The sequence below is a fragment of the Salinimonas marina genome (genome assembly GCF_015644725.1).
Taxonomy (GTDB): domain Bacteria; phylum Pseudomonadota; class Gammaproteobacteria; order Enterobacterales; family Alteromonadaceae; genus Alteromonas.
This window is the reverse complement of sequence record NZ_CP064795.1, coordinates 1,459,676-1,483,839: the sequence shown is the minus strand read 5'-3', so window position 1 is coordinate 1,483,839 and position 24,164 is coordinate 1,459,676. Positions and strand designations below refer to the sequence as shown.

Genomic DNA, 24,164 nt, shown 5'->3' with positions numbered 1-24,164 from the left:
AGCCAACTCAGAGCAAATAGTATAAGCCAGGCGCCTCAACCTTAAAGAGTTGGCGGATCATTCTCTTCGTTGTTAGGGTTTCTTAGCGCTACCTCTATCTGATTTTTCCACTCTTTTCTTTTTCTTTCGTTCGTTCTTGTCGGTTACGATTTTAATCGCCTCATCCTTGGTCAGATTCGGGTGTTTTTCGACCAGTTCTTTAACCCTGTCATCAAATTTTGCCATCGTTAAGTCTCGTGTATTGAATGTTGGAATATAATAGCAATTTTTAGCTTCTAACGGGGACAGATTGACCGCTCCTTGAAAAAATAACGCTACGAACATGCGTCGTAACAAGGCAGTTAAACATCGCCAGGTCACAAATCTTATTCTTCGAGCCACATGCGAGCATTCACGGGGAATTGTTCGTGTTACCCCTGACAACGATAACGATAAGAAATAATGATAATCGCCGGATTGCCGGGCGGTGTGAGACCAGGTGATAAGTGCTGTTCATTGGGCAACAGCAATAGCCACAAAGGATTTCCTTAAAACTCCCGGCTTTCTGATGCTTTCAGGCAGCCGGCACTGGATATTGATAGCTCGCTTGTGGATATTGTCGACCTCAGGCCATCTGGTTTTGAAAATTTACTATGCGTTGTAAGCCACTTGATATAGCTAACCCAGAAAGTCACAGCCTGAATTACCTTGCGACGAATTATGACAGAAATGCGAGCGCAGCTGCGTTGGCCTGCATAAGTCTATTCGTGTTCTTTTTTTGCTTTGCTCTTAAGAATACCTTTTACCATGACGTAGATATTGTGAATGGTCAAAAACAAGCAGGTCAGAGCAACAATCAAAAAGGGTAGAAAAATCTGCAACAGCTCGCCATAGCTAACGTAAGCCAGGATACCGCAGACAATACATATAGAAAATTCAACGAATGTGGCCTCGAATACGGTTTTTATATTGGTGATAATTGGCTGGGGAAGTATGTGAATTTGTATCCCATCGTGTTTCCTTATCAATGAGTCGTCGCTGCCAGGCTATTGAGTATGACAAATCACAGACACCGACTACTCTCCGTTAAATGCCCTTTCGGCTTCGCTAATTTGTTTATGATATTCCTTTGAACTGATTAACCCGGCATTAAACTGCTTACTGACCTTTTGTTTTTTCAAAATAAACACGTATTCCATTGCTGCTAACAGGTAGCCATATTTTTGTTCTGAGAACTGGCCTGCCTTGAACTGTTGGTAGGCATTTTGGTTGTTCCAGCTTTGACCCTTTTGGGGCCTCGGCTAGCGTATAGTCATTTTTAAAATAGCCGAATTTGCTACCACGCGGCCGTTGTCTTGATGGCTTTTGGCACACAGATAAAGCAGATAATTGACCAAGTCCTGTGCACCGTACCAATGCCAGTCAAAGTTCGCAGAACACGCCCCAATGACCTGCCCCTGTGGATTTAAGATATCAATTTTACCTTTTGCACAGCCAGATAATAAACAAGCTGCTATCACTAGTAAAAAAATCTTCCGGGAACACGCTTTCATTAATCAATATTCCGTATGACAATGACTGGAAAAATACTAAGAGCACCTCAGGTGAGAACACAAAAATAGCAGCGAACCTTTTTGACGAAGTTACTGCTATTATTTAACTAATTAGTATTATAATTTTCAATTGACCTTGATGTTGCCTTTACGGGCCTGCTGCGTAGCCGTATAGGGAATGATTATCGTGTCCGCTGCGAATGACAATGCGGTATCCACCAAAATATAGGTCACTGCACTGGGCCGGGCATTTGAATTCACATATTGTCCGGGCTCGCCATAAAACATACAAAAGTTATACAGCACGCCGCTGTAGACTCTCGGAATTTCTTTTCAATAACTTTTATTGCCAGCGTAGCTATGGGAACCCGATCGTATTTAGGATCAACAGTCAATATGGCTGCACAACCGCTACATAGTAATGCGGGTAGTATCACTCACGCCTGTTTCATCCGTGAGTTTCTGATAATTGATTACCGAATGACCATACCTAGGTGCGGAAAATAAGTCGACAGCTTTTCAAGCACTAATCTTCAGGCACAAAAAAAGCGCTCCGAGGAGCGCTTTTTCAGCAAATCTTATCTTAGCGACGGATGCCCAGACGCTTGATCAGATCCAGATAACCCTGGGCATTTTTGCCTTTCAGGTAATCAAGAAGCTTACGACGCTGGCTAACCATGCGCAGCAGACCACGACGAGAATGGTGATCTTGTTTGTGTGCAGCAAAGTGAGACTGAAGTTTACCGATGTTGTGAGTCAACAGCGCGATTTGAACTTCTGGTGAACCGGTATCACCTTCTTTTACGCCGTAATCGGCTACGATGTCCGCAGTTTCTTTTTTAGTTAGTGACATAGTGTTCTCCTAATAAGGATGTGAAAGTTGGCCGATCACTAATTCAGCCAACTTATGAAGAGCGCGTATTATAATGACACAGCGCAGTGACGCAAGGGTAAATTGCCTTACCGTGGGTTTTTAACTAAAAAACCACCCGTCGTTTGGGGCTGACAAATATTTTGTCGGTGCCGCGAAACGCAGGTTGGTCCATTGGCGTCTTCACCCCTTCGCCTACCCCCAGAAACAGCGCGTCATCGTTACTGGTATCGTACACCTGGTAAAATTCATGTTCCTGAATTTCAGGCCCGGACGGGTCAGTAACACTCTGACCATTGTCAAAACGCTGACGCTGAGCCGCATCAATATGGATTGCCGGTAACCGGCAAACCGCACTCTGCATTGGCACCAGTAAAGCATCCAGCGCCTCGAAGTCGGGCTGTTGTTCATCATCTCCACGCAGCGCTTCCAGTTGCTCGATGGTCACCATATTGGCGGTGGGGTAATCGGCGACTTCGGTGCGATGCAGGCGAGTTACGTAGGCACCACAGCCAAGCTGTTGACCAATATCGTCCACCAGGGAGCGGATATACGTACCTTTGCTACATTTTACGCGTAGCTCAACCTCAGGCAATGCAATACGCTTGATCTCCAACTCAAAGATTTCAATATCGCGGGGTTCCCGAGGCACCTCGATACCCTGACGGGCATAATGATACAACGGCTTGCCCTGATATTTGAGCGCAGAAAACATGGACGGGATCTGTTTACTTTTACCCAGAAAGCTCAGGCACGTCTGGGTGACCTGAGCGTCCGTAACATTAACGGGGTTTTCTTCAACAATCTCGCCATCGGCATCTGAAGTAGTAGTTCGCACACCCAGCCTGGCCGTTACCTCATAGGTTTTTTCCGCTTCGAGTAAAAACTGAGAAAACTTGGTGGCTTCGCCAAGGCAAATGGGCAGCATACCACTGGCCAACGGGTCCAGTGCGCCGGTATGTCCGGCCTTTTGCGCCTGATACAGCCAGCGCACTTTTTGTAACAGCTGATTTGACGAGCCGCCCACCGGTTTGTCTAATAAGACAATTCCATTGATGGCACGGCCCTTACGACGTTTTGCCATTTACTCCTGCTCTTCACCTGAGTCTTGTTGACGGGCCTTATCTTTGGCCACAACTTCTGAGACCAGCGAAGACATACGAATACCTTCAGTAATCGAGGTGTCTTCAAAGAAATGCAGATTAGGAACGGAACGCATTCGCAAACGTTTGGCCAGCAGACTACGCATGAAGCCTTTGTTGTCTTCCAGCTGTTTAACCTGCGCTTTATGATCGACCTCTTCACCATAAATCGTCACAAAGACTTTAGCGTGAGCAAGATCCCGCGACACTTCTACATCAGAAACGGTAATGAGGGGCATATCACCAATACGATGTTTGTACTCGTTTTGAATGATACTGGCGACTTCTTTATGTACCTGCTGACCTACACGGTCAGTACGGGAAAATTCGCGTGCCATGATAAAAACTCCTATATATATTACACAGACAAAAACGGGGGCGCCTGGCCCCCGCTTTATCTAATGTGCTTGCCGCAGATTAAATCTCGCGGGCAACCTCAATCACCTGGAACACCTCGATTTGGTCTCCGACCTTAACATCGTTGTAGTTCTTAACGCCGATACCACACTCCATACCGTTACGTACATCCTGTACGTCGTCTTTGAAGCGGCGCAGTGACTCAAGCTCACCTTCATAGATTACAACGTTTTCACGCAGAACCCGGATCGGTGCACTACGTTTAATCACGCCTTCAGTAACCATACAGCCGGCAATCGCACCCAGCTTCGGCGACTTAAAGACATCACGTACTTGAGCCAGACCAATGATTTCCTGTTTGAATTCTGGTGCCAGCATACCACTCATGGCCGCTTTCACTTCATCAATCAGATTATAAATAACGCTGTAATAGCGCAGGTCAATTTCTTCGCTTTCCAGTACGCGACGCGCTGAGGCATCAGCACGGACATTAAAGCCAACTACGATAGCGCCAGAAGCGGCTGCCAGCGTGGCGTCGGTTTCTGTAATACCACCAACACCACTACCCACGATGTTGACCTTAACTTCGCTGGTCGACAGCTTCGCCAGTGACTCGGCGATGGCTTCTACGGAACCTTGTACATCCGCTTTAAGGACGATGTTCAGCTCGCTGACTTCACCTGAGGCCATGTTTGAGAACATGTTTTCAAGTTTAGCTTTCTGCTGACGGGCCAGTTTAATCTCGCGTTTTTTCTGATGGCGCTTAGAAGCAACTTCACGGGCCTTACGCTCGTCGTTCACTACTGCGGCGTCTTCACCAGCAACCGGTACACCCGATAAGCCCAGCACTTCTACCGGAGTAGAGGGCCAGCCACTTTAATCTCAATGCCGTTTTCATCGCGCATCGCACGAACACGGCCATATTCTTCACCACACAACAGGATATCGCCAGCGCGTAGCTCGCCTTCCTGAATCAGTACCGAAGCAACTGGTCCACGCCCTTTATCCAGACGAGACTCAATAACAATACCGCGACCCGGGCCTTTTTCAACGGCTTTAAGGTCTAGCAGTTCCGCCTGCAGGTTGATGGCTTCCAGCAGCTGGTCAACGCCCATACCGGTTTTGGCAGAAACATTCACAAACTGGTGCTCACCGCCCCACTCTTCAGAGATAACTTCAAGCTGAGACAGCTCAGTTTTAACCCGCTCTGGGTCAGCTGATTCTTTGTCCATCTTGTTAACCGCAACAATCAGTGGCACACCCGCAGCGCGGCTGTGTTGTACTGCTTCTTTGGTTTGCGGCATTACGCCATCGTCGGCGGCCACGACCAGAATAACGATATCGGTGGCGGTCGCACCACGTGCACGCATGGCGGTAAACGCGGCGTGTCCTGGTGTATCCAGGAAGGTGACATCGCCATTATCTGACTGAACCTTATAAGCACCAATGTGCTGGGTAATACCACCGGCTTCGCCTGCAGCAACTTTCGCGCGGCGAATGTAATCCAGTAATGAGGTTTTACCATGGTCAACGTGACCCATGATGGTTACCACCGGCGCTCGCGGTACAATTTCACCGTCGGTGCCTTCGGCTAACAATTCTTCTTCAAGTGCATTGTCATTAACCAGTTCATATTTGTGACCCATTTCTTCAACCACCAATACGGCAGTTTCCTGGTCGAGAACCTGGTTAATGGTTGCCATCTCGCCCATTTTCATCATGGTCTTGATAACAGTATTAGACTTGACCGCCAGTCGACTGGCAAGTTCGCCAACCGTAATGGTTGCGCCTATTTTCACAACACGTTCTACGGGTTGTGCTGGTTTATTAAAGCTTTGCTTCAAATGTTCTCCTGCGTTTTTCTTCGACTTCTTACGACGTCGTGGGGTGCGCTCAACCTGCTGATCCTGTTCATCTTCAGCCTGTTGCGCATAACGATTAGAATGCAAGTGTACTTCTTCGGCTTCCTGACGTTTGCGGCGCTCTTCTTCTTCTTTCCAGCGACGCTCATTTTCTTCAGCCAGTTTACGAGCTTCTTCAGCTGCACGCTTTGCTTCTTCTTCGTATTTCTTCTGTGCTTCAGACTCCTGAGCCTGGCGAAGACGCTCTTCTTCTTTACGGGCAGCTTCGGCTTCGGCTTTTTCTTCAGCACTCATCTCGGCTTCAGGCTTGCCGGCAGGTTGCTCTGCTGATGCTTCTTTCTGAGCTTCACGTTTTGCTTTTGCCGCTTCATCAGCCGCTTTTTTCGCTTCGGCTTCCTGACGGGCCTTTTCCTGGGCAATACGTTTTGCTTCTGCCGCTTCGGCAGCCGCTTTTTCTTCTGCTTCCTGTTGCAGACGAGCTTCTTCTTCCTGACGCTTCTGCTCTTCAATGTCGCTACGTTTAACGTAGGTACGCTTCTTACGTACTTCAACCTTGACTGACTTTGATTTGCCTACACTCAGCGTACTGGTGGTTTTACGTTGCAGTGTCATGCGGCTTGGCTCGCTAATGCCACCGGTACTGCCGTGTTGCTTGCTCAGATGATCAAGAAGCTGTCGTTTCTCGTCTTCGGTCACCTGTTCATTTGCATCTTTAGTGATGCCTGCATCTTTAAACTGAGTAACCAGACGGTCAACGGTCGTTCCGATGTCACTGGCGAGCTTTTCTACAGATACTTCTGCCATTACGTGTTTATCCCCTTGTTGACCTTATTCTTCATTAAACCAGACGATATTACGGGCAGCCATGATAAGTTTACCGGCGCTCTCTTCGTCTAGTTCATCAATATCGCTTATATCGTCTGTGCCCTGCTCTGCCAACTCTTCTAAGTCGGTGATGCCGCGGCTGGCCAGTAGATATGCGACATGTTTGCTCATGCCTTCTAAATTCAGCAAGGCTTCAGTTGGCTCGGCACCTTCCAGTGATTCTTCACTGGCCAGCGCCTTAGTGGTCAATACTGCACGGGCACGATTACGCAGCTCTTCGACCATATCTTCATCCAGCCCTTCAATGGCCAGCAGTTCGCTTACAGGCACATAGGCCACTTCTTCCAGCGTACTGAATCCTTCGTCCACCAGCACACCGGCAAAATCTTCATCAATGTCCAGATATTCTGTGAACAGCTTCAACACTTTTGAGTTTTCTTCTTCGTGCTTCGCATTGAGATCATCAATGGTCATCACGTTTAGCTCCCAACCGGTCAACTGACTGGCCAGACGCACATTTTGTCCGCTACGGCCAATGGCCTGTGCCAGGTTGTCGGCTTCTACCGCCACATCCATGGTGTTATTGTCTTCATCAACCACGATAGAGGCAACTTCGGCCGGGGCCATAGCATTGATAACAAACTGCGCCGGATTTTCATCCCACAGCACAATATCAACCCGCTCACCGCCAAGTTCACCCGAAACCGCCTGTACACGTGAACCACGCATACCCACACACGCCCCAACCGGATCAAGACGTTTGTCGTTGGTTTTAACCGCGATTTTTGCCCGCGAACCCGGATCCCGCGCTGCCGATTTAATTTCCAGAGTTTCTTCTGCAATTTCCGGCACTTCTAAGCGGAACAGCTCAACCAGCATGTCTGGATGAGTCCGGCTGATAAACAACTGCGCGCCACGTGCTTCGGGGCGAATAACATACAGTAATCCGCGCACCCGGTCGCCTGGACGGAAGGTTTCGCGCGGCAACATATCATCACGATAGATAACGCCTTCGGCGTTGTTGCCTAAATCAACAATGATGTTGTCACGATTTACTTTCTTAATTGTACCGGTAACCAGTTCGCCAACCTTGTCTTCGTACTCGGCAATCATTTGTGCCCGTTCGGCTTCACGAACCTTTTGCACGATAACCTGTTTGGCGGTCTGAGTAGTTATGCGGTCGAATTTAATTGATTCAATCTGTTCTTCAACATAATCGCCCAGTTGCAGATCGGGTTCGTCGACCTGCGCTGCAGAAATCGTAATTTCTGCATACGGGTTGGTTTGTTCCTGATCATCTTCAATCACTAACCAGCGACGAAATGTATCAAAATCGCCGGTACGCTGATCAATACTGACCCGTACTTCTATGTCGCCTTCGTTCTTTTTCTTAGTCGCACTGGCAATAGCAAATTCCAATGCTTCAAAAATCTTTTCCCGGGGCACTTGTTTTTCATTTGAAACGGCTTCCGCCACTAACAAAATTTCTTTATTCATGTTCGCCTCACTAATGCTTCCTGATATGAAAGCGCGTACTGTTCCGTTAGTCGAATGTGGGAACAACGTTAGCTTTATCGATATTCGCCACAGCTAACTGGAACTGCTGGCCATCCACTTCAATACTTACCGTGCCGTTTTCACAGGCAAGTAATGGTCCTTTAAAGTTGCGTCTGTTATCCATGGGCATTGTCAGACGAATCTGTACGATTTCACCGACCGCGTCTGCAAAGTGTTTTTCTTTGAACAGCGGCCGTTCCATACCGGGGGAAGAAACTTCCAGATTATATTCATTGCTAATGGGATCTTCGACGTCCAGGATTGCGCTAACTTGATTACTGACGTCCGCACAATCATCTACGGTGATGCCATTCTCATGCTCAATATACACTCGCAAAATTGAGTGCTTACCAGCACGAACATACTCGACACCCACAAGTTCGAAGCCCAACGCCTCTACCGCCGGCTCCAGCATTTCGGTCAGCTTATCTTCAAGCTTTGCCAATCCTAACCTCCAAAAACAAAAAAAGGGCCTAAAGCCCAACTGATAATTAACACCCTGTCTGAGCAGCTACGGCTCAAAGTCGATACAACAAAAAGCCCCGGACCAGCGGGGCTTTTTGGAAAAAAACTGAACCCAGACTACCAGACTGGCAGTTGCACACATTTTTTGTTGTTGCCATGTTAATGCCTAACAACAAAAAACGGCTGGAAAAACATAAGTACGCATAGCTAATGCTTACTCCAGCTGGTTATGTGCGCATAGTATACTGGCTCTGAAGTAACTTAGCAACCGCGCGGCTCAGTCATCTTCAAACTGCGCTTTGATAGTCAGAATTTCATCCAGGTTCTGCTCCAGTAGGTCCACCAGCCTGGGTTCAAAATGCCGGCCTTTCTGGGCGCGCATTTCGGCCAGCGTCTGTTCCAGTGTCCAGGCACCTTTATAGGGACGCTTACTGGTTAGTGCATCAAACACATCCGCTACTGCCACTATACGGCCCTCAATGGGAATTTGTTCACCCTTTAGACCATTTGGATAGCCCGTGCCATCCCATTTTTCGTGATGGGTTAATGCCACCGACTTGGCAATTTGCAATAATTTAGAGTTCGCATCCCCAAGAATTTCTGCGCCGATGAGCGGATGGGTTTTCATGATTTCGTACTCCTCATCCGTCAGTCTGTCCGGCTTTTGCAAAATAGCATCGGGAATGCCAATTTTGCCAATGTCGTGCATCGGTGCCGCATGCAACAAAATATCGGCCTGATCCGCTGAAAACCCCCAGGCCAGCGCCAATACTTTTGAAAAGTGACTCATTCGCAGCACGTGCATGCCGGTTTCGTTGTCTTTGTATTCGGCCGCCCGGCCCAATCGCTGGATGACCTGCAAACGGGTGCGTTTAAGCTCGTCTGCCTGCATCAGGGACAAATGGGTTTTGACCCTGGCCTGAACCACTGAGGGTGAAATTGGTTTGGTCACATAATCCACCCCTCCGACTTCAAAGCCACGGGCCTCATCATGTTCCTCACTCAAGGCGGTAACAAAAATTATCGGGATTGCCCGGGTTTCGGTTCTGAGTTTCAGCGACTGACAAACTTCAAAGCCGGTCATGCCCGGCATCATCACATCCAGTAAAATCAGATCAGGCAATTGCGAGGTAGCCAGACGTATGGCTTCCTCACCATTTTTTGCAAATACCAGATTATAGTGCGCACCGAGTAGCTGCTTTAGTACCCTTAAGTTAACCGGCTCATCATCCACCAGTAACAACGTTGCGGTACGTTGTGTATTTAGCATGGTTGTTCCTCATGTGCTACTTCCTGCAACTTCCCTAGCAAGACTGTCAATTTATTTGCGGCGTGTTCAAATTCAAAATCATCAATGTCGGTCAGCACACTTTGAAGTTGCGAGGCAAACTCCCCCGCAGGCATGGCTTGTAGTGCTTCAAGGTGCACTTCATTCACCTGGTTTTGGATGACGCTGGTGTGCAGTATTTGCAAGGCCTCGTACAACGTCTCTGCATCAAACTGCCCGTCCCGACCTGCTGGTTGAGCTGGTTTAATAAGCGCAGGCTCATTGTGAAGGTACTTCACCTGAATGGCTGCCATATCCAACAAATCCTGGGCTTTACCAGAGTGTGAGGCACTTTGCTCTAATTGCCTGAAACTGGTCATCAGCATATTCAACCCAAGATTACCGGTCACTCCTTTTAATGAGTGGCTTATCGATTTTATGGCCTGGGTATCTCCGGTCGCCACCGCATTTTGCAAACTTGAAAAGGCCATATCAAAACCGTTTAAAAAACGACGTATTTCTTCAACATGGGCCCCTTGGTTGCCCCATAACAGCTCGCCTTTAGCCCAGTCTACCATTTGCATATCGGTATCGTTTTGCGGCTGTTCAGTTGGTGACAGCGGAAGGTCTTCAATCAGTCCCAGCACCCGGGCCATTTCCCGATTTAACTGCTCATAATCAATCGGCTTGTTAGCAAAGCCTTCCATACCGGCATTCATCGCCGCGTTTTTATCCTGCACCAGAACGCTGGCGGTAAGCGCAATAAAAGGCAATTGTGGCAGCTGGTTCTGACGTTCATATTCTCGGCGTTGACGTGCTGCGCTAAGGCCATCGAGTACCGGCATCTGTAAATCCATTAACACCAAATCGAAATCGCGGCAGGCCATTAAGTCCAGCGCTTCCTGACCATTTCGGGCTACTTCGGTCGAATGGCCGTGGCGCTTGAGTAACAGGCATATCAGATCGATGTTCTGGCGGATGTCATCGACTACCAAAATGTGCTGGGCCGGAACCTCCAGCTCACTATCACTGATGCAGCGCTCATCAGCATTGGCCGCAGCCAGCGGCAACTCAAAATAAAACTCACTGCCGTGGCCTGGTTCACTTTTAGCTGAAATCCTGCCGCCCATCAGCTCTACCAGTTGTTTACTGATGGTGGTGCCTAAGCCGGTTCCGCCAAATTTGCGGCTCATGGTAGCATCGGCCTGGGCAAAGGCATCAAAAACCCGTGCCAGTTGTTCTTTGCTCATTCCTATCCCCGTATCGCGAATAGTAAACCCGATAAACCCAGATTTAGCCGGACCAACCTTTAACGTAATACTGCCTTGTTCGGTAAATTTAACCGCATTATTGATAAGGTTACCCAGCACCTGACGTATTCTTTCAGGCGCGCCGTTGTACACCGGTTCCAAGCCGTCTTCCATAACAATTTCAAGCTCCAGCGACTTTCGCTTGGCTTCCAGCCAGAACGTACTGACGACCGTATCGACTTCTTCAGTTAAGACAAAATTACGAAGATCCAGATCCAACTTGCCTTTATCCAGTTTGGCGCTGTCCAGAATATCGTTTAACAGGTGCAACAACGAACGGGCAGAGCGGTTGATTGTTACCACATGCTTGTGCTGTTCTTTGTTTAGGGCTTCATGCAACATCAGGTCACTAAAGCCAATAATCGCATTCATCGGCGTTCTGATTTCATGGCTCATATTGGCTAAAAACGAGGAACGCGCAGACGCTGCTTGCTCGGCGGCGACCTTCGCCTGAACCAATTCATTTTCCATGGTACGGCGCTCAGTGATATCAAAGATGAACCCATCAAGCCATCGCACATTTTCTTCTTCACTTTGCACCGCGACGCCCTGCTCCCGAAACCAGCGAATCGAGCCATCTCGATGTATTATGCGATACTCAAGAACAAATGTTTTTTTGTTGCCGTTAGCTTTAGCAATGGTCGGCAAGTCATCCGGATGATACAAATCTAAAAAGCTACGGCGAGGATTGGGTAACACAAAGTCACTGGCCGGATAACCGGTCATGGCTTTAATAGCATCAGTAACAAATAACATCGGCCCACCGGGTTCATCCAGGCACCGGTAAGCCAGACCGGGGACATTATCAAAAAAGGACCGAAACTTTGCTTCGTTACTGCGTAGCTGTTTTTCCATACTGATGCGTTCACGGATGTCGCTTAAAAACGCTACATAATAATCCTTGTCAGCCACTTTGGTGTGTCCAACGCCAACTCGAATAGGCACCAGGTGGCCGTTTTTATGCAAGGCCTGACGATCCTGGTTGCCATTCATAATTTTACTTTTCAGGCTATTGAGCTTATTAGCGTCAAGTGCCGGATCGTAGATACGACGCCGGTTTTCGGGAATCAACAAACGGACATTCTGGTTTAGCAGTTCTTCGCGACTGTAACCGGTAATCTCGCACACAGCCGGGTTGGCATTCAGTATTTTACCGCGACCATCAAATGTAAGGATGCCATCTACCGCGGTATCCATCATTGCTAACAGGGTACGCTGACTTTGCTTGGCTTCTTTTGAAGCATTTCGGTATTTAACCAGGACACTGACGCCCAGCACCACGGCAATAAAAACCACGATCAAAAAAGCCACCATAGCGGCCAGTAACACAGAAATATGTCCCTGCTGCTGAGGCAAATCAACCCCGGCTGGGGCGACAAAACGCGCGGCTGACATGCCGGTATAATGCATGGCACCGATGGCCAGGCCCATGACCACACTGGCAGCACCAATCACCCGATAATGCGCTCCGGAAAGTCGCTGCACCCGGGCCAGACCGAACCGGATCCAGATGGCCAGCATCGCCAGCACCACGGCAACAATGATAGAAAGACCAAACACAGTGGCGTTGTATTTTAGTAATGGGGCCATCTCCATCGCCGCCATACCGGTATAATGCATAGAGCCGATGCCCGCGCCGGTTAAAAACCCGCCCATTAATATTTGTCGCAGATGAATGGTTTTACTGGTTAACAGGCTTAACGCGACCCATGCAGCCAACCAGCCGGGAATGAAGGACAAAAAAGTATTTCGCAAGTCATATTGTACCGGGGTAGATAAATCAAAGGCCAGCATGCCAACAAAATGCATGCCCCAGATCCCCACCCCTAAAGCCATACTCCCCACTAATAACAGCAGTTGCTTTTGCAAACGACTGGCGGCGGTTGCAGCCTGATGCGCCACGGTAAACGCCATAAAGGAAGCAAAGATAGCGATGGTAAGAGACAGGCCAATTAACGAGGCCGAATAGGAGCCTGTGAGGACTAACGCGTTTGGCGAAACCTGAAAAAAGTTCACTACCCAATCGACAAATTGCATATTGTCTGAACATCCTTTTAGATAAGACTGATGAGCACTTTGAAACTCAACGCTGATTGCTGTCCCCGCTTAAGGCAACCGGCATCGTTTCAAAGATAGATCAATAATCACATAAGCACATTGAATCAATGCTGCCACTGTATCAACTGTGAGGCACAACTGAGGTATGAAGATTTGCTAAAGCGTGTGCAGACCAATACCCATTGGTACTTTTAAGGCCAAGGGCTGGTAAAATAAAACACCAGATACAAAAAAAGCCACTCAAATTGAGTGGCTTCAAATGTGGTTGCGGGAGCTGGATTCGAACCAACGACCTTCGGGTTATGAGCCCGACGAGCTACCAGACTGCTCCATCCCGCGTCTGAACTGGTTAATTTCTGGATTATGAAAATGGTTGCGGGAGCTGGATTCGAACCAACGACCTTCGGGTTATGAGCCCGACGAGCTACCAGACTGCTCCATCCCGCGCCAGAAACTTTTTACAACATAATGTTGCTAGATACTACTACGACTGAACCTGTATTTTGTTCAATCAGATGTTTGGTTGCGGGAGCTGGATTTGAACCAACGACCTTCGGGTTATGAGCCCGACGAGCTACCAGACTGCTCCATCCCGCGTCCGAACTATCATTTGAACGTGTGGTCCTGGTGACCTGCTCCGCTCAAGTGGTGCGTATTATACATAGGGACTAATGCTTGGCAAGCCCCTGATTGGTTTATTTAGTTAGTTTTTTACTAACCGCAGAATAATTGCTCAGATTGATTACTAATCCCGCGGTTTTAATCAGCATTGTGCTTTAACGGCCAAATTTTTCCATTTTTTCTGCCAGTTTAAAGTCGAGTTCGCTCAACCCTTCGACATCGTGAGTGGTAAGGGTGACGTCGACTTTGTTATACACATTGAACCATTCAGGGTGGTGACGCAGTTTTTCTGCCCAGATAGCAATTTGCGACATCCAGCCAAACGCCCGGATAAAACTTTTAAACACAAAGGTTTTTTTGATGGTGTCGCCCTCACGTACCCAACGGGTGTCATCACTAATTTGATTATTTAATTGTTCAAGCGCACCGTTGATTTGTTCTTCTGTCATTTTTTGAGACACAACCTTATTCTCCCGCTTTGTACTTAGGCTTTATCTTTTGTAGCAAATCTGTGCTTTGGATGCGACTTCCTGACCGTCGAGGCCATGACCTTTTTTACTCACGCCGCTCATTTATCTTTACATCCTCGTTTATAAGACCGTTAGCAGGCTAAATCTTCCCCCACAGGATGATTTTCTCGTTTGGATAAAACTTTTGGGGAAATAATGCGTAGCTACTATTCAAATTAGTCCTCATAAACAGAAACTTAGTAAAAACTCACAGGCAGGAACTATTATTGAACCATGGCTGCGCAGGCCAGCAAAGGTAACCATTGAGGAGTCCCATGGATATTCCACGAATAAACGAAGTATATTCGCTGATCAACGGCAAGCTGGAAACCTGGCTTAAAGAAGGCATCAAGCACTTGCCCAATATTGTCGTGGCAATTTTTATCGCTGTGTTCTTTGGCATCCTGGCCAAGGTCGCAGGTAATGTCATTCAAAAAATTCTTCGGCGCACCTTCGAGTCCAGACAAATCGCCGACCTCATTACCGCCATCGCTAAAGTTGTGATTTTGGCCGCCGGGGTCTTTATTGCCCTGGACTTTGTGGGTTTACAAGGGACGGTGACTTCGTTGCTGGCGGGCGCCGGGATTGTAGGCCTGGCGATTGGCTTTGCCTTTCAGGATCTGACTGAAAACTTTATTGCCGGTATCGCCATGGGCATTCGCAAGCCCTTCGAAATTGGCGACGTGATCAGCGCCGAGGGTGTATTTGGTAATGTGGAGTCCATCAATTTAAGAAATACTTTGGTGCAGACGTTTCATGGTCAACGGGAAATCATTCCGAATAAAATACTGTTTCGCAACATCATGACCAACTACTCGGTATTGGGTGTTCGCCGGATAGAAATTCCGGTAGGTATTTCCTATGCTGATGATCCTGCACGGGCCAGAGACATATTAACAGAAGCACTAAATGCAAAAGATTACGTAATAAAGAAAGACGAAACCACGGTTTATGCCGAAGGATTTGGTGATTCCAGTATTAATCTGCTGGTGTGGTTCTGGATTACTTACCCGGGTGAAACCGGGTTTATGGAGGCACGTCACGATGCCATTGTGACGATTCAACGGACCCTGAATGAAGCTGACATTTTGATCCCCTTCCCCATTCGGACACTGGATTTTGATGCCAAACGGGGCGAAAAACTGAATACGATGCTGAGTTCCAGAAAGTCTGAAACTCACTCAGATAACGGTACCACCGCAACCAGGGGTACCAGTAGTAACCCGTCTGATGATGCGGATAATGCTGAAGCAGACAATTAAAATCACTCTAGAAGGAAATAAATCATGAAATCACTGCAAAACACCAAAATGCTAAATGCCCGTTATTTTGTCGTGCTGGCGGCATTCCTATCTTCGTTGCTGACGGGTTGTGCCACAATGGAAGGCGCTGGTGAAGACATCGAATCAGCGGGCGAGGAAATTTCTGAAACTGCCGACGATGCATCAAACTAAGTACTTCAGTATTTGACTCAGGCGAGCACCCCAGGTGGTGCTCGCCTATTTTTTTGCTTTTCTTGTATTATTCTATTTCTTTTCCTTCGGCGCTTTAGCGCGCTACCTTTTTTAAAAACGCCTCAACAATTTTCTGATTTAACCCGCCTACGCCCCTGTTAGACCGAAATGTGTTATCAGGCTGTTGAATGTTCAGGCCTTTTATTAATAAAATACAGTGATTAATAAAACTAACCAGGGATATAGGGCAGTGGAAAAAATGCGTTCTGCGTTACCGGTAAACTTAAACCGGATAGATCTGAATCTGTTTGCGGTATTTGACGCCATTTACACCGCCGGAAGTCTGACGAAAGCCGCCGATGTTCTGTGTATCACTCAGCCGGCGGTGAGTAATTCACTGTCCCGGCTGCGGGATATGCTTAACGATCCACTGTTTGTGCGAACTGGCCATAGCATGACACCCACGCCGGTGGCACAAAATATCATTGTGCCGGCCCGAGAAGCCTTGAAGCTATTGCGCACCAGTGTGCAGGAAAGCCATGTGTTTAATCCACTGACCTCCGAAAAGGCTTTCAACTTTGCCAGCCGGGATTTACTGGAAGTCAGTATCATGCCGCGATTAATGGCACAGTTACAGGATGTGGCGCCTGGGATCAGCCTGACAAACTATGATGTAAGCCGGGCTAATATTGTCTCTGCGATGGCCAGCGGCAGTCTCGATTTTTTCGCCGACGCCTCCACTTTTGCCGATCCGCACCTGTGTAAACAAAAAATTGCTGATGACAACCTTGTGGTATTGGCGCGTAAAAATCATCCAGCGCTGGCCGACGGCTTAAGCCTGGAAACCTTTTTAAAACTCGGCCATATCAATGTCTCCCAACGTAAAACCGGGCCGGGACCAATTGATGTGGCATTAGATAAACTCGGCAAACGCAGACGTATTGTGATGCGGGGGCAACACTTTCTCACGGTTCCAAGTACGGTGGTGAAAACCGATTTAATTACCTGTATGCCCTATCATTTAGCAAAACACTATGATTTAGCTATTTATGATATGCCGTTCGAGCTGCCTCCTATTGAGTATTTTCTATATTGGCATGTCAGTGCCGATCATGACCAGGCCCATATCTGGATGCGCGAGCAGATTATGGATGTGGCCCGTGCCTATCAGCCCCACTAGAGCGGCCTGTCTACCGCAGCTGCTGCGCCTACCCTGTACGGGCTACGTGCAAGCCTTAATTTTATGGTGCGGTGCCGTCGCCGTTTTTATTGCCATTTCAGTTTCCGTTTCAGTAAAACACCTGGCCGGGTTAACCAGTACACCAGCGGAGGACGTATATCAGAACCGTCGGAGCACCGTTAGCTCATGTTAGGCATTGTGAGTGAATGACTGATGCTTGCGGTAGCAGCAGGACGCTTGTTGGCAGGCAACGCCGGTACGTCCAAAGGGTGGCGTTAACAGCCGCGCGCGAATGGTTATCCCGGCCCGTGGCGGCGTCTGCAAAACCTTGCAGCACCAATAGATTCGCCTCTCACATTGCCCGCATTACTCTACCGGCTGCTTATACCGGGCTTTCTATACCGGGCTTCCTACACCAGCTTTTCTATACCAGGGCTGCCGGGCGCGGGTCTGCCACGGTGCCCCCTAAAATGCTCGAACCACTAGCTGGAAAGGTAAGCCTGGAAAAAACAAGATACCGGAGGCAATGCGGGTCACGAACACTGTCTCACCATGTCCTGTAACTGGCCCGGCCCTACGGGCAGGGTTTACTGCCAAGACCCACCCAAACCGCCGCCCACGCCAACAGGTCTCATTTATTTGCCCCCTTGCAAACAATCTTTTGATGGCTATGGGTATCTCTTAAGCGTCCCGCCAGGGTGTGAAGATCTATACTGGTAAGGCCGGTCTGTGCGTGCGCGCAATCCAAGGAAAGATATAATTAGCACTTTATTATTTGAAATAGGATAGATAATACAAAATAACCAAAACATGCTACCATTTACGTATACTACATATCTCTTATTTTTCAATTGTTTACATTTTAACCTTAATGAAATTGGGCCTTTACGTTATCATCCTGCATACCTTAGTATCGCCGTTGCTGTTTTTCTGAACGATAAGATCGCTTCTAATAGCTCCCGAACAAACACACCGTCTTCGGAACGAACTTTCTCACAAAGGATGTAACCATGTTGAAAATTGTTAAAGCATCTCTATCTATCGCTGCAGCGTCACTATTGTTCTGCGGCACGGCCAACGCCAGCATCGAAAATGCTCTGGCTAATATCTGCACTATCGTAGAAGCAGATGATAAAGGCGAACTGCGCAAAAAAATGCGTGCGGTACAATCAGATTACCGTCTGAAGCTACACGATTATTATTCTGGAATTTCGTGCAATGGCCAAAGCCTGATTCGCACGGCGATTCAAAGCAACTCAGTTGAGGTTGGTACACTGCTGGTTAAGAAAATGCCTTCACGTGAGCTACAAAATCCTGAGTCAGATGGTAAAACACTACAGGCATGGATTGCGGAAAATGGTTTTCAGACCAGCCCTATCGCCAGCGAAATTCAACAACGCATCTAGGCTTGCGCCAGGATGTTGCACCATGTAATCATTTCAACATGGTAGCGGGTTCGCCCGCACTCCGCGGCCCCTCCGGGGCCGCATCCCGTTATAGCACCCTTATTTGTACATGTTGTCCCACAAACCGTAAGGCGCTCATCCTCGATACCGCCTGAATAAACTACTGCAACGGTTCAACCCCTTCCTCAAACAGCCATTGTTTTAACCTGTCAGCGTTGCCAATATCACCAGGATAAAAATGCGTTGGTACATAGCTTTCATTGTGCTTTCGCGGCCGGTCCCGGTATACCTTTTGCGCCAGGGAATAGCGCCCCAGGCCACTGGGCAGTTGCCCCGGACGAACATCCGTATACACAGTATCGGCGCTGGTTTCGTGCCCAACATGTACCACATTAGGTAATCCCAGCATTAAATCTACAAAGTCAAGACAGGCACTGCCACATCTGGAGTCGGTAACAAACAAAATTTTCGCCTGGGTGGCGGCAGCCGGTAACGTGGACGACGCCTCGGCTGACGATTTGATAGACGCAGATTGCACTGAAGACGTTTCGCCTCCTTGCCGGATTAATTTATCTCCCTGCTCAAGTGTCCTTTTCATATTAGCCACCAGCGCGGTAAAGGCAGTGTATGCCTCACTGGCTTTACCAAATTGCTCTTCTATCCCCGGTAAAGCATTGTGCAGGTATTGGATATTGTCATTACTCACCCGCCACAACGCATAGCTTTCATCAGAATGTGCTTGCTGATATTTTTCAATAAAAGCGTCACCATACAATGCTTTCGCTGCCTCCACCCCCCATTGAGAATTACCGCCACCATTGCCTCTCACATCCACTACAAAATGACTGGCAGTGGTGCGCACCGCGGCGATCTTCTTAAAAATGCTGCGCAATGTGTCCTTCTCGTTATTATCCGGAGAAAAGCCCGGCAGGGTAATCCAATACTTGTCTCGCGCTACAATGGTAAAACTGTAGTCAGGCGGGGTAAATGGCGAGGTGGTCTTTTGAGTGTAGTCACTGACTAAAACGGTCTTCCATTCAAGTGTGTAGTCGCGGTTTTTTTCATTGTGTTCAAAGCGGCAGTGACTGAAGTACGTGCGCTGTCCCAGACCGTCATCGGCCAGAAGCATTGGCGCGTATCGTACTTTGGCTGAGTTCAGGTCAGGGGCATTGAAGCGAGCCTTGAGTACCTCATTGTTCATGATGTCTTCAGCCAGCTGACCATCACACGAAACCAGCCTTGCCCGGTGTGCAGGCATTGATGCAGAAAATGAACTGTCGGTGTAATCAACCCGGTAGTCGTAACCAAAACGTCGTATTTGAATGCCTGCCCATTTTATCGTTTTTGGTTGGTAGTTCAGATGCAAAAAAAAGTGACCATCGGCAAAACCGGCAACATAGGTGCTAATGAGGGTCATCGCATCATTAAGCGATTCAGCGGCCTCAGCATTTTTTAATCCTTGCTGGTATCCCTGTTCAAGCCACTGCCTGAAATAGTCATTTTGTGTATCAACATACTCAGGGTGGTTATCTTTAACAGTGGTGTAAATATGCGTAAGGTCGTGTTGTATCACCGGCGTCCAGACGCTGTCGGCAAACGTCTGAAACGATCCCAGGGTGGTTGCCGCTAAGAATAACCCTTTAATACTCATTATATCTTTAACCTCAAAACCGTGAAATATATTATTAGCATCAATCCGGGTATTAACCGAGGTTGGTTTGCGGTATCACCCGTTACAACCGCTCAAATGCACCCTACCGTGCCAGACGCACACAAAAACGGGGCCGTGATGGCCCCGTTTTAAGCATACTTGCTCTAACCAGCTAGACTACCGACCGGTAATCAGGCTTTAAACATGCTTTCCCCGATAGACATCAGGCTGGCTGCTCCCGCCTTAACTCCGGCCGCATGAGACTGACTGCGTGGCAGCAGGCGCTCAAAGAAAAACCGGGCTGTTTCTATTTTGCCCTGATAAAAATCGGTCTCAGTGGCCCCTTCAGCCAATTTGGTACTGGCAGTAGTGGCCATTCTCAGCCAGTAGTAGGCAAACGTCACGTAACCGGAATACATCAGATAGTCCACCGACGCGGCGCCAAGCTCATCAGGGTTGGTAGCAGCCTGGCTGCCCACATGGTGCGTCAGTTCCTGCCATTGCTGCATATAGCCCTGCAGGGTATCGCACCAGTGCTGCTGAGGCACATCACCATTGAAAGCCTCACAATAATCACTGATTTCTTTAATATACACACTGAGCAGCTCGCCGTTTGAACCCAGTACCTTGCGGCCCAGTAAATCTAACGCCTGAATACCGGTGGTACCTTCATATAAGGTGCTGATGCGGGTATCCCGGGCCAGCTGCTCCATCCCCCACTCCCTGACATACCCATGCCCGCCAAACACCTGAATACCATAACTGGTGGCTTCCTGAGCGGTCTCGGTCAAAAAGGCTTTTACAATAGGGGTCAACAGCGCCAGCCGGGCTTCAGCCAGTTGCTGTTTTTCAGCGGACTCACTGTGCTGGGAGACATCCACTTGCTGCATGCAGTAGTAAGCCAGCGCGCGTCCGCCTTCGGCAAAAGCCTTCTGGGTTAACAACATGCGGCGTACATCCGGATGCACAATAATTTCATCGGCCGGAGCGGTACCATCGCGTTGGGTCGGCGAGCGGAACTGAACCCGGTCCTGGGCGTAGCGTAAAGCACCCTGTAATGCTGCTTCACTGGCGGCCATGCCCTCCAGACCGGTACCAATTCGCGCCACATTCATAAAGGTAAACATACAGTTGAGACCACGGTTTTCTGCGCCAATCAGAAAGCCTTTGGCGTTATCAAAGTTGATGACACAGGTGGCACTGCCATTGATACCCATTTTATGCTCGATGCTGCCGCAGGTGACCTGATTTCTATCCGCTACCTCGCCATCTTCAGTAACATTGAATTTTGGCACAATAAACAGCGAAATACCTTTGGTGCCGGCGGGGGCATCGGGCAGGCGTGCCAGCACCACGTGTACAATATTATCGGCAAGGTCGTGTTCGCCAGCAGAGATGAAAATTTTGGTGCCGGTCAGTGAATACGAGCCATCCTCATTGGGTTTTGCCTTACAACGCAACAAACCCAGATCCGAACCACAATGGGCTTCGGTCAGACACATGGTCCCGGCCCACTGACCCTCGATGAGTTTTGGTAAAAACCGGGCTTTTTGTTCCTCGGTGCCGTGGCTCAAAATGGTCGAAATACAGCCTTGCGACAAACCCGGGTACATCGCCCAGGCATGGTTAGCACCGGAAAAGTACTCGGCAATTGAGGTTGACAGCGAATAAGGCAGACCCTGGCCGCCCCACTTTTCTGGATGCGACATACTCGGCCAGCCACCTTCCACATATTGCTGGTACGCTTCTTTAAACCCCTTAGGGGTGGTCACGGTGCCTTCATCAAAGGTACACCCTTGCTGATCCCCTATCTGATTGATCGGCGCCAAAATATTGTCTGCAAACTTAGCGGCTTCGGTATGGATCGCTTTCACCAGATCCTGAGACGCTTCGGAAAAACCTAAGCGGTCATAATGACTCTGAAAGTCGAAAAGTTCATAGGCGACAAACTGTGCGTCGCGCTGGGGAGATTGATAATTTTCCATGAATAGCCTGCCTTGAAGATAACTGGTCTGACAACATTTTCTGTTGGTTACCGATACTAAGTAAGCTGGTTCAATCAGCCAAGTTGATTGGGCTGATAGGCATCTATCACTAGATTGAATACAAGGGTACAACCCCGGTGAAGCGGCGGTGCCTCACTGCCTATGCAGAATGTCTGAGGCGACACAACATTTGACAATTACCCTTCAGCACGTAATAACAGGGCTAGACATCATTTTTTAAGGAATAAAGTTCATGGATCCACTGCTAAATTTTCAGGGCCAGGTCGCCCTTATCACTGGTGCCGCTGACGGCTTTGGCCGGTTACTGGCCGATGCCCTGGCCTATCGGGGCTGCAAGCTGGTGTTATCCGACATCAATGAAGAAAAACTGGCACAAACCGTCAAAGATTTACGCGAAGCCAGTGCCGACGTGGTGAGCATGGCTGGCGATATTGCTAAAGAAAGCACCAGTGAAGCCCTGGTCAGACTGGCCCTTGAAAGTTATGGCCAGCTTGATATTGCGGTGAACAATGCCGGTATTGCACACGAACCGGGCGCGTTGCATACCATGGATGAAGCCACCATCGACTTGCAGCTGGGGGTGAACCTCAAAGGCGTATTGTTTGGCATGAAGCACCAGATTCCGGCGATGATCGCCAATGGCAAAGGACATGTACTGAATGTAAGTTCCATGGCAGGTTTAGGCGGCGCCCCCAAAGCAGCGCCCTATGCGGCGGCCAAACATGGTGTCACCGGCATTACTAAAACCGCGGCAGTGGAATATGGCCGTAAAAATGTCAGAGTTAATGCCATCTGTCCGTTTTTCAGCCCCACCAACCTGTTAAATCTGGGCGGGTTTACTTCAGAAGAAAGCCGTGCACAATTGGCCATCGGCAGCCCTATGAAACGCATGGCCGATCCTCAGGAAGTGGTTAACACCATGGTGTTGATGTTGTCGCCGGGCAACAGCTTTATGAATGGCCAGGCGATAGCCCTGGATGGTGGTATGAGCGCCTGGTAACACAGTGTCCTTCTTGCCTCAGAATTTGACGTAGAAGAAATCGGCGGATAAAAACAAAAAACAGGACCTCAGGTCCTGTTTTTTATAAACATATAATGGTTTAAGTACACCGTTACGGCAATAACACCAGTTTTCCTTTTACCGCTCTGTCGGTCAGCTTTTGCAGCGCATTACTCACTTCATTCAGCGAATAGGTGCTGTCAATAATCACTTTCACTTTGTGTTGCTGATACCAACCCAGCAGTTCCTGCATATTCTGCATAAAAACCTCTGGGGATTTTTGGGTAAAAACACCCCAGAAGACCCCGACCAACGCATAGCCTTTTACCAACGCTAAATTTACCGGCAATTTGGGGATGGTGCCACTGGCAAAGCCTACCACCAGCAGCCGTCCTGCCCACGCCATACTGCGACTTAAGGTATCGAAGGTAGCGCCACCGACACATTCATAGACCACGTCTGCGCCCTTGCCGTTAGTCAGACGCTTCAACTCTTCTTTAAAGTCATTCTGGCTATAATTGATGCCCTCATCGGCGCCGTTTTCTCTGGCCAGCGCTAACTTAGCCTCATCTGAACACACCGCGATAACCCGGGCCCCCATAGCCTTCCCTATTTGCACCGCCGCCAGCCCGGTACCGCCTGCCGCTCCGGTGACTACCAGGGTCTCACCTGGCTGTAAATCAGCCCGCTGCTTCAATGCGTGATGCGCCGTCGCGTGCGCCGTAATTAACGCCGCGGCTTCTTTCATATCAATAAAGTCAGGAACGGGCAGCACCTGCTGAGCAGGGACAACGACATATTCGGCAAACCCGCCCAGCTGGCATACCGCGGCCACTTTCTGGCCTACCGAAAAATGTTTAACCTGGTCACCGATAGCACTGACGGTGCCTGCTACTTCACACCCCGGCGTAAACGGAAAATCCGGGGTTAACTGATATTTGCCCTGGACCATCAGCGCGTCAGGAAAGTTCACCCCGCAGGCATGTGTCTGTATACGTATCTCGTGGGGACCGGGTTGTGGCAGGGAAATCGACTCTACGGTTAAATCACTGACCGGTCCAAACTGATGACATTGCACTGCTTGCATGGTT

The 24,164-nt window shown here is 48.7% G+C and carries 18 protein-coding genes, 3 tRNA genes and 1 pseudogene; 5 read left to right on the top strand and 17 right to left on the bottom strand.

Features of this window, described 5'->3' with window-relative positions; all coding sequences use genetic code 11:
* Window positions 1–72: 72 nt before the first annotated feature.
* The 14 genes and pseudogenes from IT774_RS06570 to IT774_RS06505 all read right to left on the bottom strand — a co-directional run bounded on the left by IT774_RS06570 (window position 73) and on the right by IT774_RS06505 (window position 14,316).
* On the bottom strand, window positions 73–225 hold the full coding sequence (locus IT774_RS06570; protein WP_195811867.1) for a hypothetical protein: 153 nt from the start codon (window positions 223–225) through the stop codon (window positions 73–75).
* A 1,433-nt stretch (window positions 226–1,658) separates the two neighbouring features.
* Window positions 1,659–1,859 (bottom strand): YceK/YidQ family lipoprotein, encoded by a 201-nt coding sequence (locus IT774_RS06565; protein ID WP_269749800.1) that lies wholly within the window; start codon window positions 1,857–1,859, stop codon window positions 1,659–1,661.
* A 256-nt stretch (window positions 1,860–2,115) separates the two neighbouring features.
* The gene (rpsO, locus tag IT774_RS06560; RefSeq protein ID WP_195811865.1) at window positions 2,116–2,385 is read right to left on the bottom strand and encodes a 30S ribosomal protein S15; all 270 of its coding nucleotides are present in this window, start codon (window positions 2,383–2,385) and stop codon (window positions 2,116–2,118) included.
* Window positions 2,386–2,509: 124 nt separating this feature from the next.
* Complete coding sequence (truB, locus tag IT774_RS06555; RefSeq protein WP_195811864.1) at window positions 2,510–3,487, bottom strand: tRNA pseudouridine(55) synthase TruB; 978 nt, start codon at window positions 3,485–3,487, stop codon at window positions 2,510–2,512.
* Complete coding sequence (gene rbfA, locus IT774_RS06550) at window positions 3,488–3,883, bottom strand: 30S ribosome-binding factor RbfA (RefSeq protein WP_195811863.1); 396 nt, start codon at window positions 3,881–3,883, stop codon at window positions 3,488–3,490.
* Window positions 3,884–3,962: 79 nt separating this feature from the next.
* Window positions 3,963–6,568 (bottom strand): annotated as a pseudogene (infB, locus tag IT774_RS06545) (translation initiation factor IF-2).
* 24 nt (window positions 6,569–6,592) lie between these two features.
* Entirely contained in the window at window positions 6,593–8,086 is a 1,494-nt protein-coding gene (gene nusA / locus IT774_RS06540; protein WP_195811862.1) for a transcription termination factor NusA, read from the bottom strand.
* A gap of 46 nt (window positions 8,087–8,132) precedes the next feature.
* Entirely contained in the window at window positions 8,133–8,591 is a 459-nt protein-coding gene (gene rimP, locus IT774_RS06535) for a ribosome maturation factor RimP (RefSeq protein WP_195811861.1), read from the bottom strand.
* Window positions 8,592–8,888: 297 nt separating this feature from the next.
* A complete protein-coding gene (locus IT774_RS06530; RefSeq protein ID WP_195811860.1) occupies window positions 8,889–9,881 on the bottom strand; it encodes a response regulator in 993 nt (330 codons plus the stop codon).
* Window positions 9,875–13,225 (bottom strand): MHYT domain-containing protein, encoded by a 3,351-nt coding sequence (locus tag IT774_RS06525; protein ID WP_195811859.1) that lies wholly within the window; start codon window positions 13,223–13,225, stop codon window positions 9,875–9,877. The genes IT774_RS06530 and IT774_RS06525 overlap by 7 nt, the downstream gene beginning before the upstream one ends.
* Window positions 13,226–13,508: 283 nt before the next feature.
* Window positions 13,509–13,585 (bottom strand) — tRNA-Met (locus IT774_RS06520).
* 31 nt (window positions 13,586–13,616) lie between these two features.
* Window positions 13,617–13,693, bottom strand: a tRNA-Met gene (locus IT774_RS06515).
* A 73-nt stretch (window positions 13,694–13,766) separates the two neighbouring features.
* A tRNA-Met gene (locus IT774_RS06510) sits at window positions 13,767–13,843 on the bottom strand.
* Window positions 13,844–14,022: 179 nt separating this feature from the next.
* On the bottom strand, window positions 14,023–14,316 hold the full coding sequence (locus IT774_RS06505; RefSeq protein ID WP_408641211.1) for a 4a-hydroxytetrahydrobiopterin dehydratase: 294 nt from the start codon (window positions 14,314–14,316) through the stop codon (window positions 14,023–14,025).
* 335 nt (window positions 14,317–14,651) lie between these two features.
* Here IT774_RS06505 and IT774_RS06500 point away from each other — a divergent pair, with 335 nt between their 5' ends.
* From IT774_RS06500 to IT774_RS06485, 4 genes are all read left to right on the top strand, one after another.
* Window positions 14,652–15,638, top strand: a complete 987-nt coding sequence (locus IT774_RS06500) for a mechanosensitive ion channel family protein (protein ID WP_195811857.1) — start codon at window positions 14,652–14,654, stop codon at window positions 15,636–15,638.
* A 24-nt stretch (window positions 15,639–15,662) separates the two neighbouring features.
* A complete protein-coding gene (locus IT774_RS06495) occupies window positions 15,663–15,830 on the top strand; it encodes an entericidin A/B family lipoprotein (RefSeq protein ID WP_195811856.1) in 168 nt (55 codons plus the stop codon).
* A 259-nt stretch (window positions 15,831–16,089) separates the two neighbouring features.
* Complete coding sequence (locus IT774_RS06490; protein ID WP_195812225.1) at window positions 16,090–17,010, top strand: LysR family transcriptional regulator; 921 nt, start codon at window positions 16,090–16,092, stop codon at window positions 17,008–17,010.
* A gap of 1,010 nt (window positions 17,011–18,020) precedes the next feature.
* On the top strand, window positions 18,021–18,416 hold the full coding sequence (locus IT774_RS06485; protein WP_195811855.1) for a DUF3718 domain-containing protein: 396 nt from the start codon (window positions 18,021–18,023) through the stop codon (window positions 18,414–18,416).
* Between the two features lie 160 nt (window positions 18,417–18,576).
* Here IT774_RS06485 and IT774_RS06480 read toward each other — a convergent pair whose 3' ends face one another.
* Both IT774_RS06480 and IT774_RS06475 read right to left on the bottom strand, forming a co-directional pair.
* On the bottom strand, window positions 18,577–20,067 hold the full coding sequence (locus IT774_RS06480) for a S41 family peptidase (protein WP_195811854.1): 1,491 nt from the start codon (window positions 20,065–20,067) through the stop codon (window positions 18,577–18,579).
* 191 nt (window positions 20,068–20,258) lie between these two features.
* Window positions 20,259–22,052, bottom strand: a complete 1,794-nt coding sequence (locus tag IT774_RS06475; RefSeq protein WP_195811853.1) for an acyl-CoA dehydrogenase C-terminal domain-containing protein — start codon at window positions 22,050–22,052, stop codon at window positions 20,259–20,261.
* Window positions 22,053–22,305: 253 nt separating this feature from the next.
* Here IT774_RS06475 and IT774_RS06470 point away from each other — a divergent pair, with 253 nt between their 5' ends.
* Window positions 22,306–23,073 (top strand): SDR family NAD(P)-dependent oxidoreductase, encoded by a 768-nt coding sequence (locus tag IT774_RS06470; protein WP_195811852.1) that lies wholly within the window; start codon window positions 22,306–22,308, stop codon window positions 23,071–23,073.
* Between the two features lie 112 nt (window positions 23,074–23,185).
* Here IT774_RS06470 and IT774_RS06465 read toward each other — a convergent pair whose 3' ends face one another.
* A complete protein-coding gene (locus IT774_RS06465) occupies window positions 23,186–24,160 on the bottom strand; it encodes an NADPH:quinone oxidoreductase family protein (RefSeq protein ID WP_195812224.1) in 975 nt (324 codons plus the stop codon).
* Window positions 24,161–24,164 lie beyond the last annotated feature (4 nt).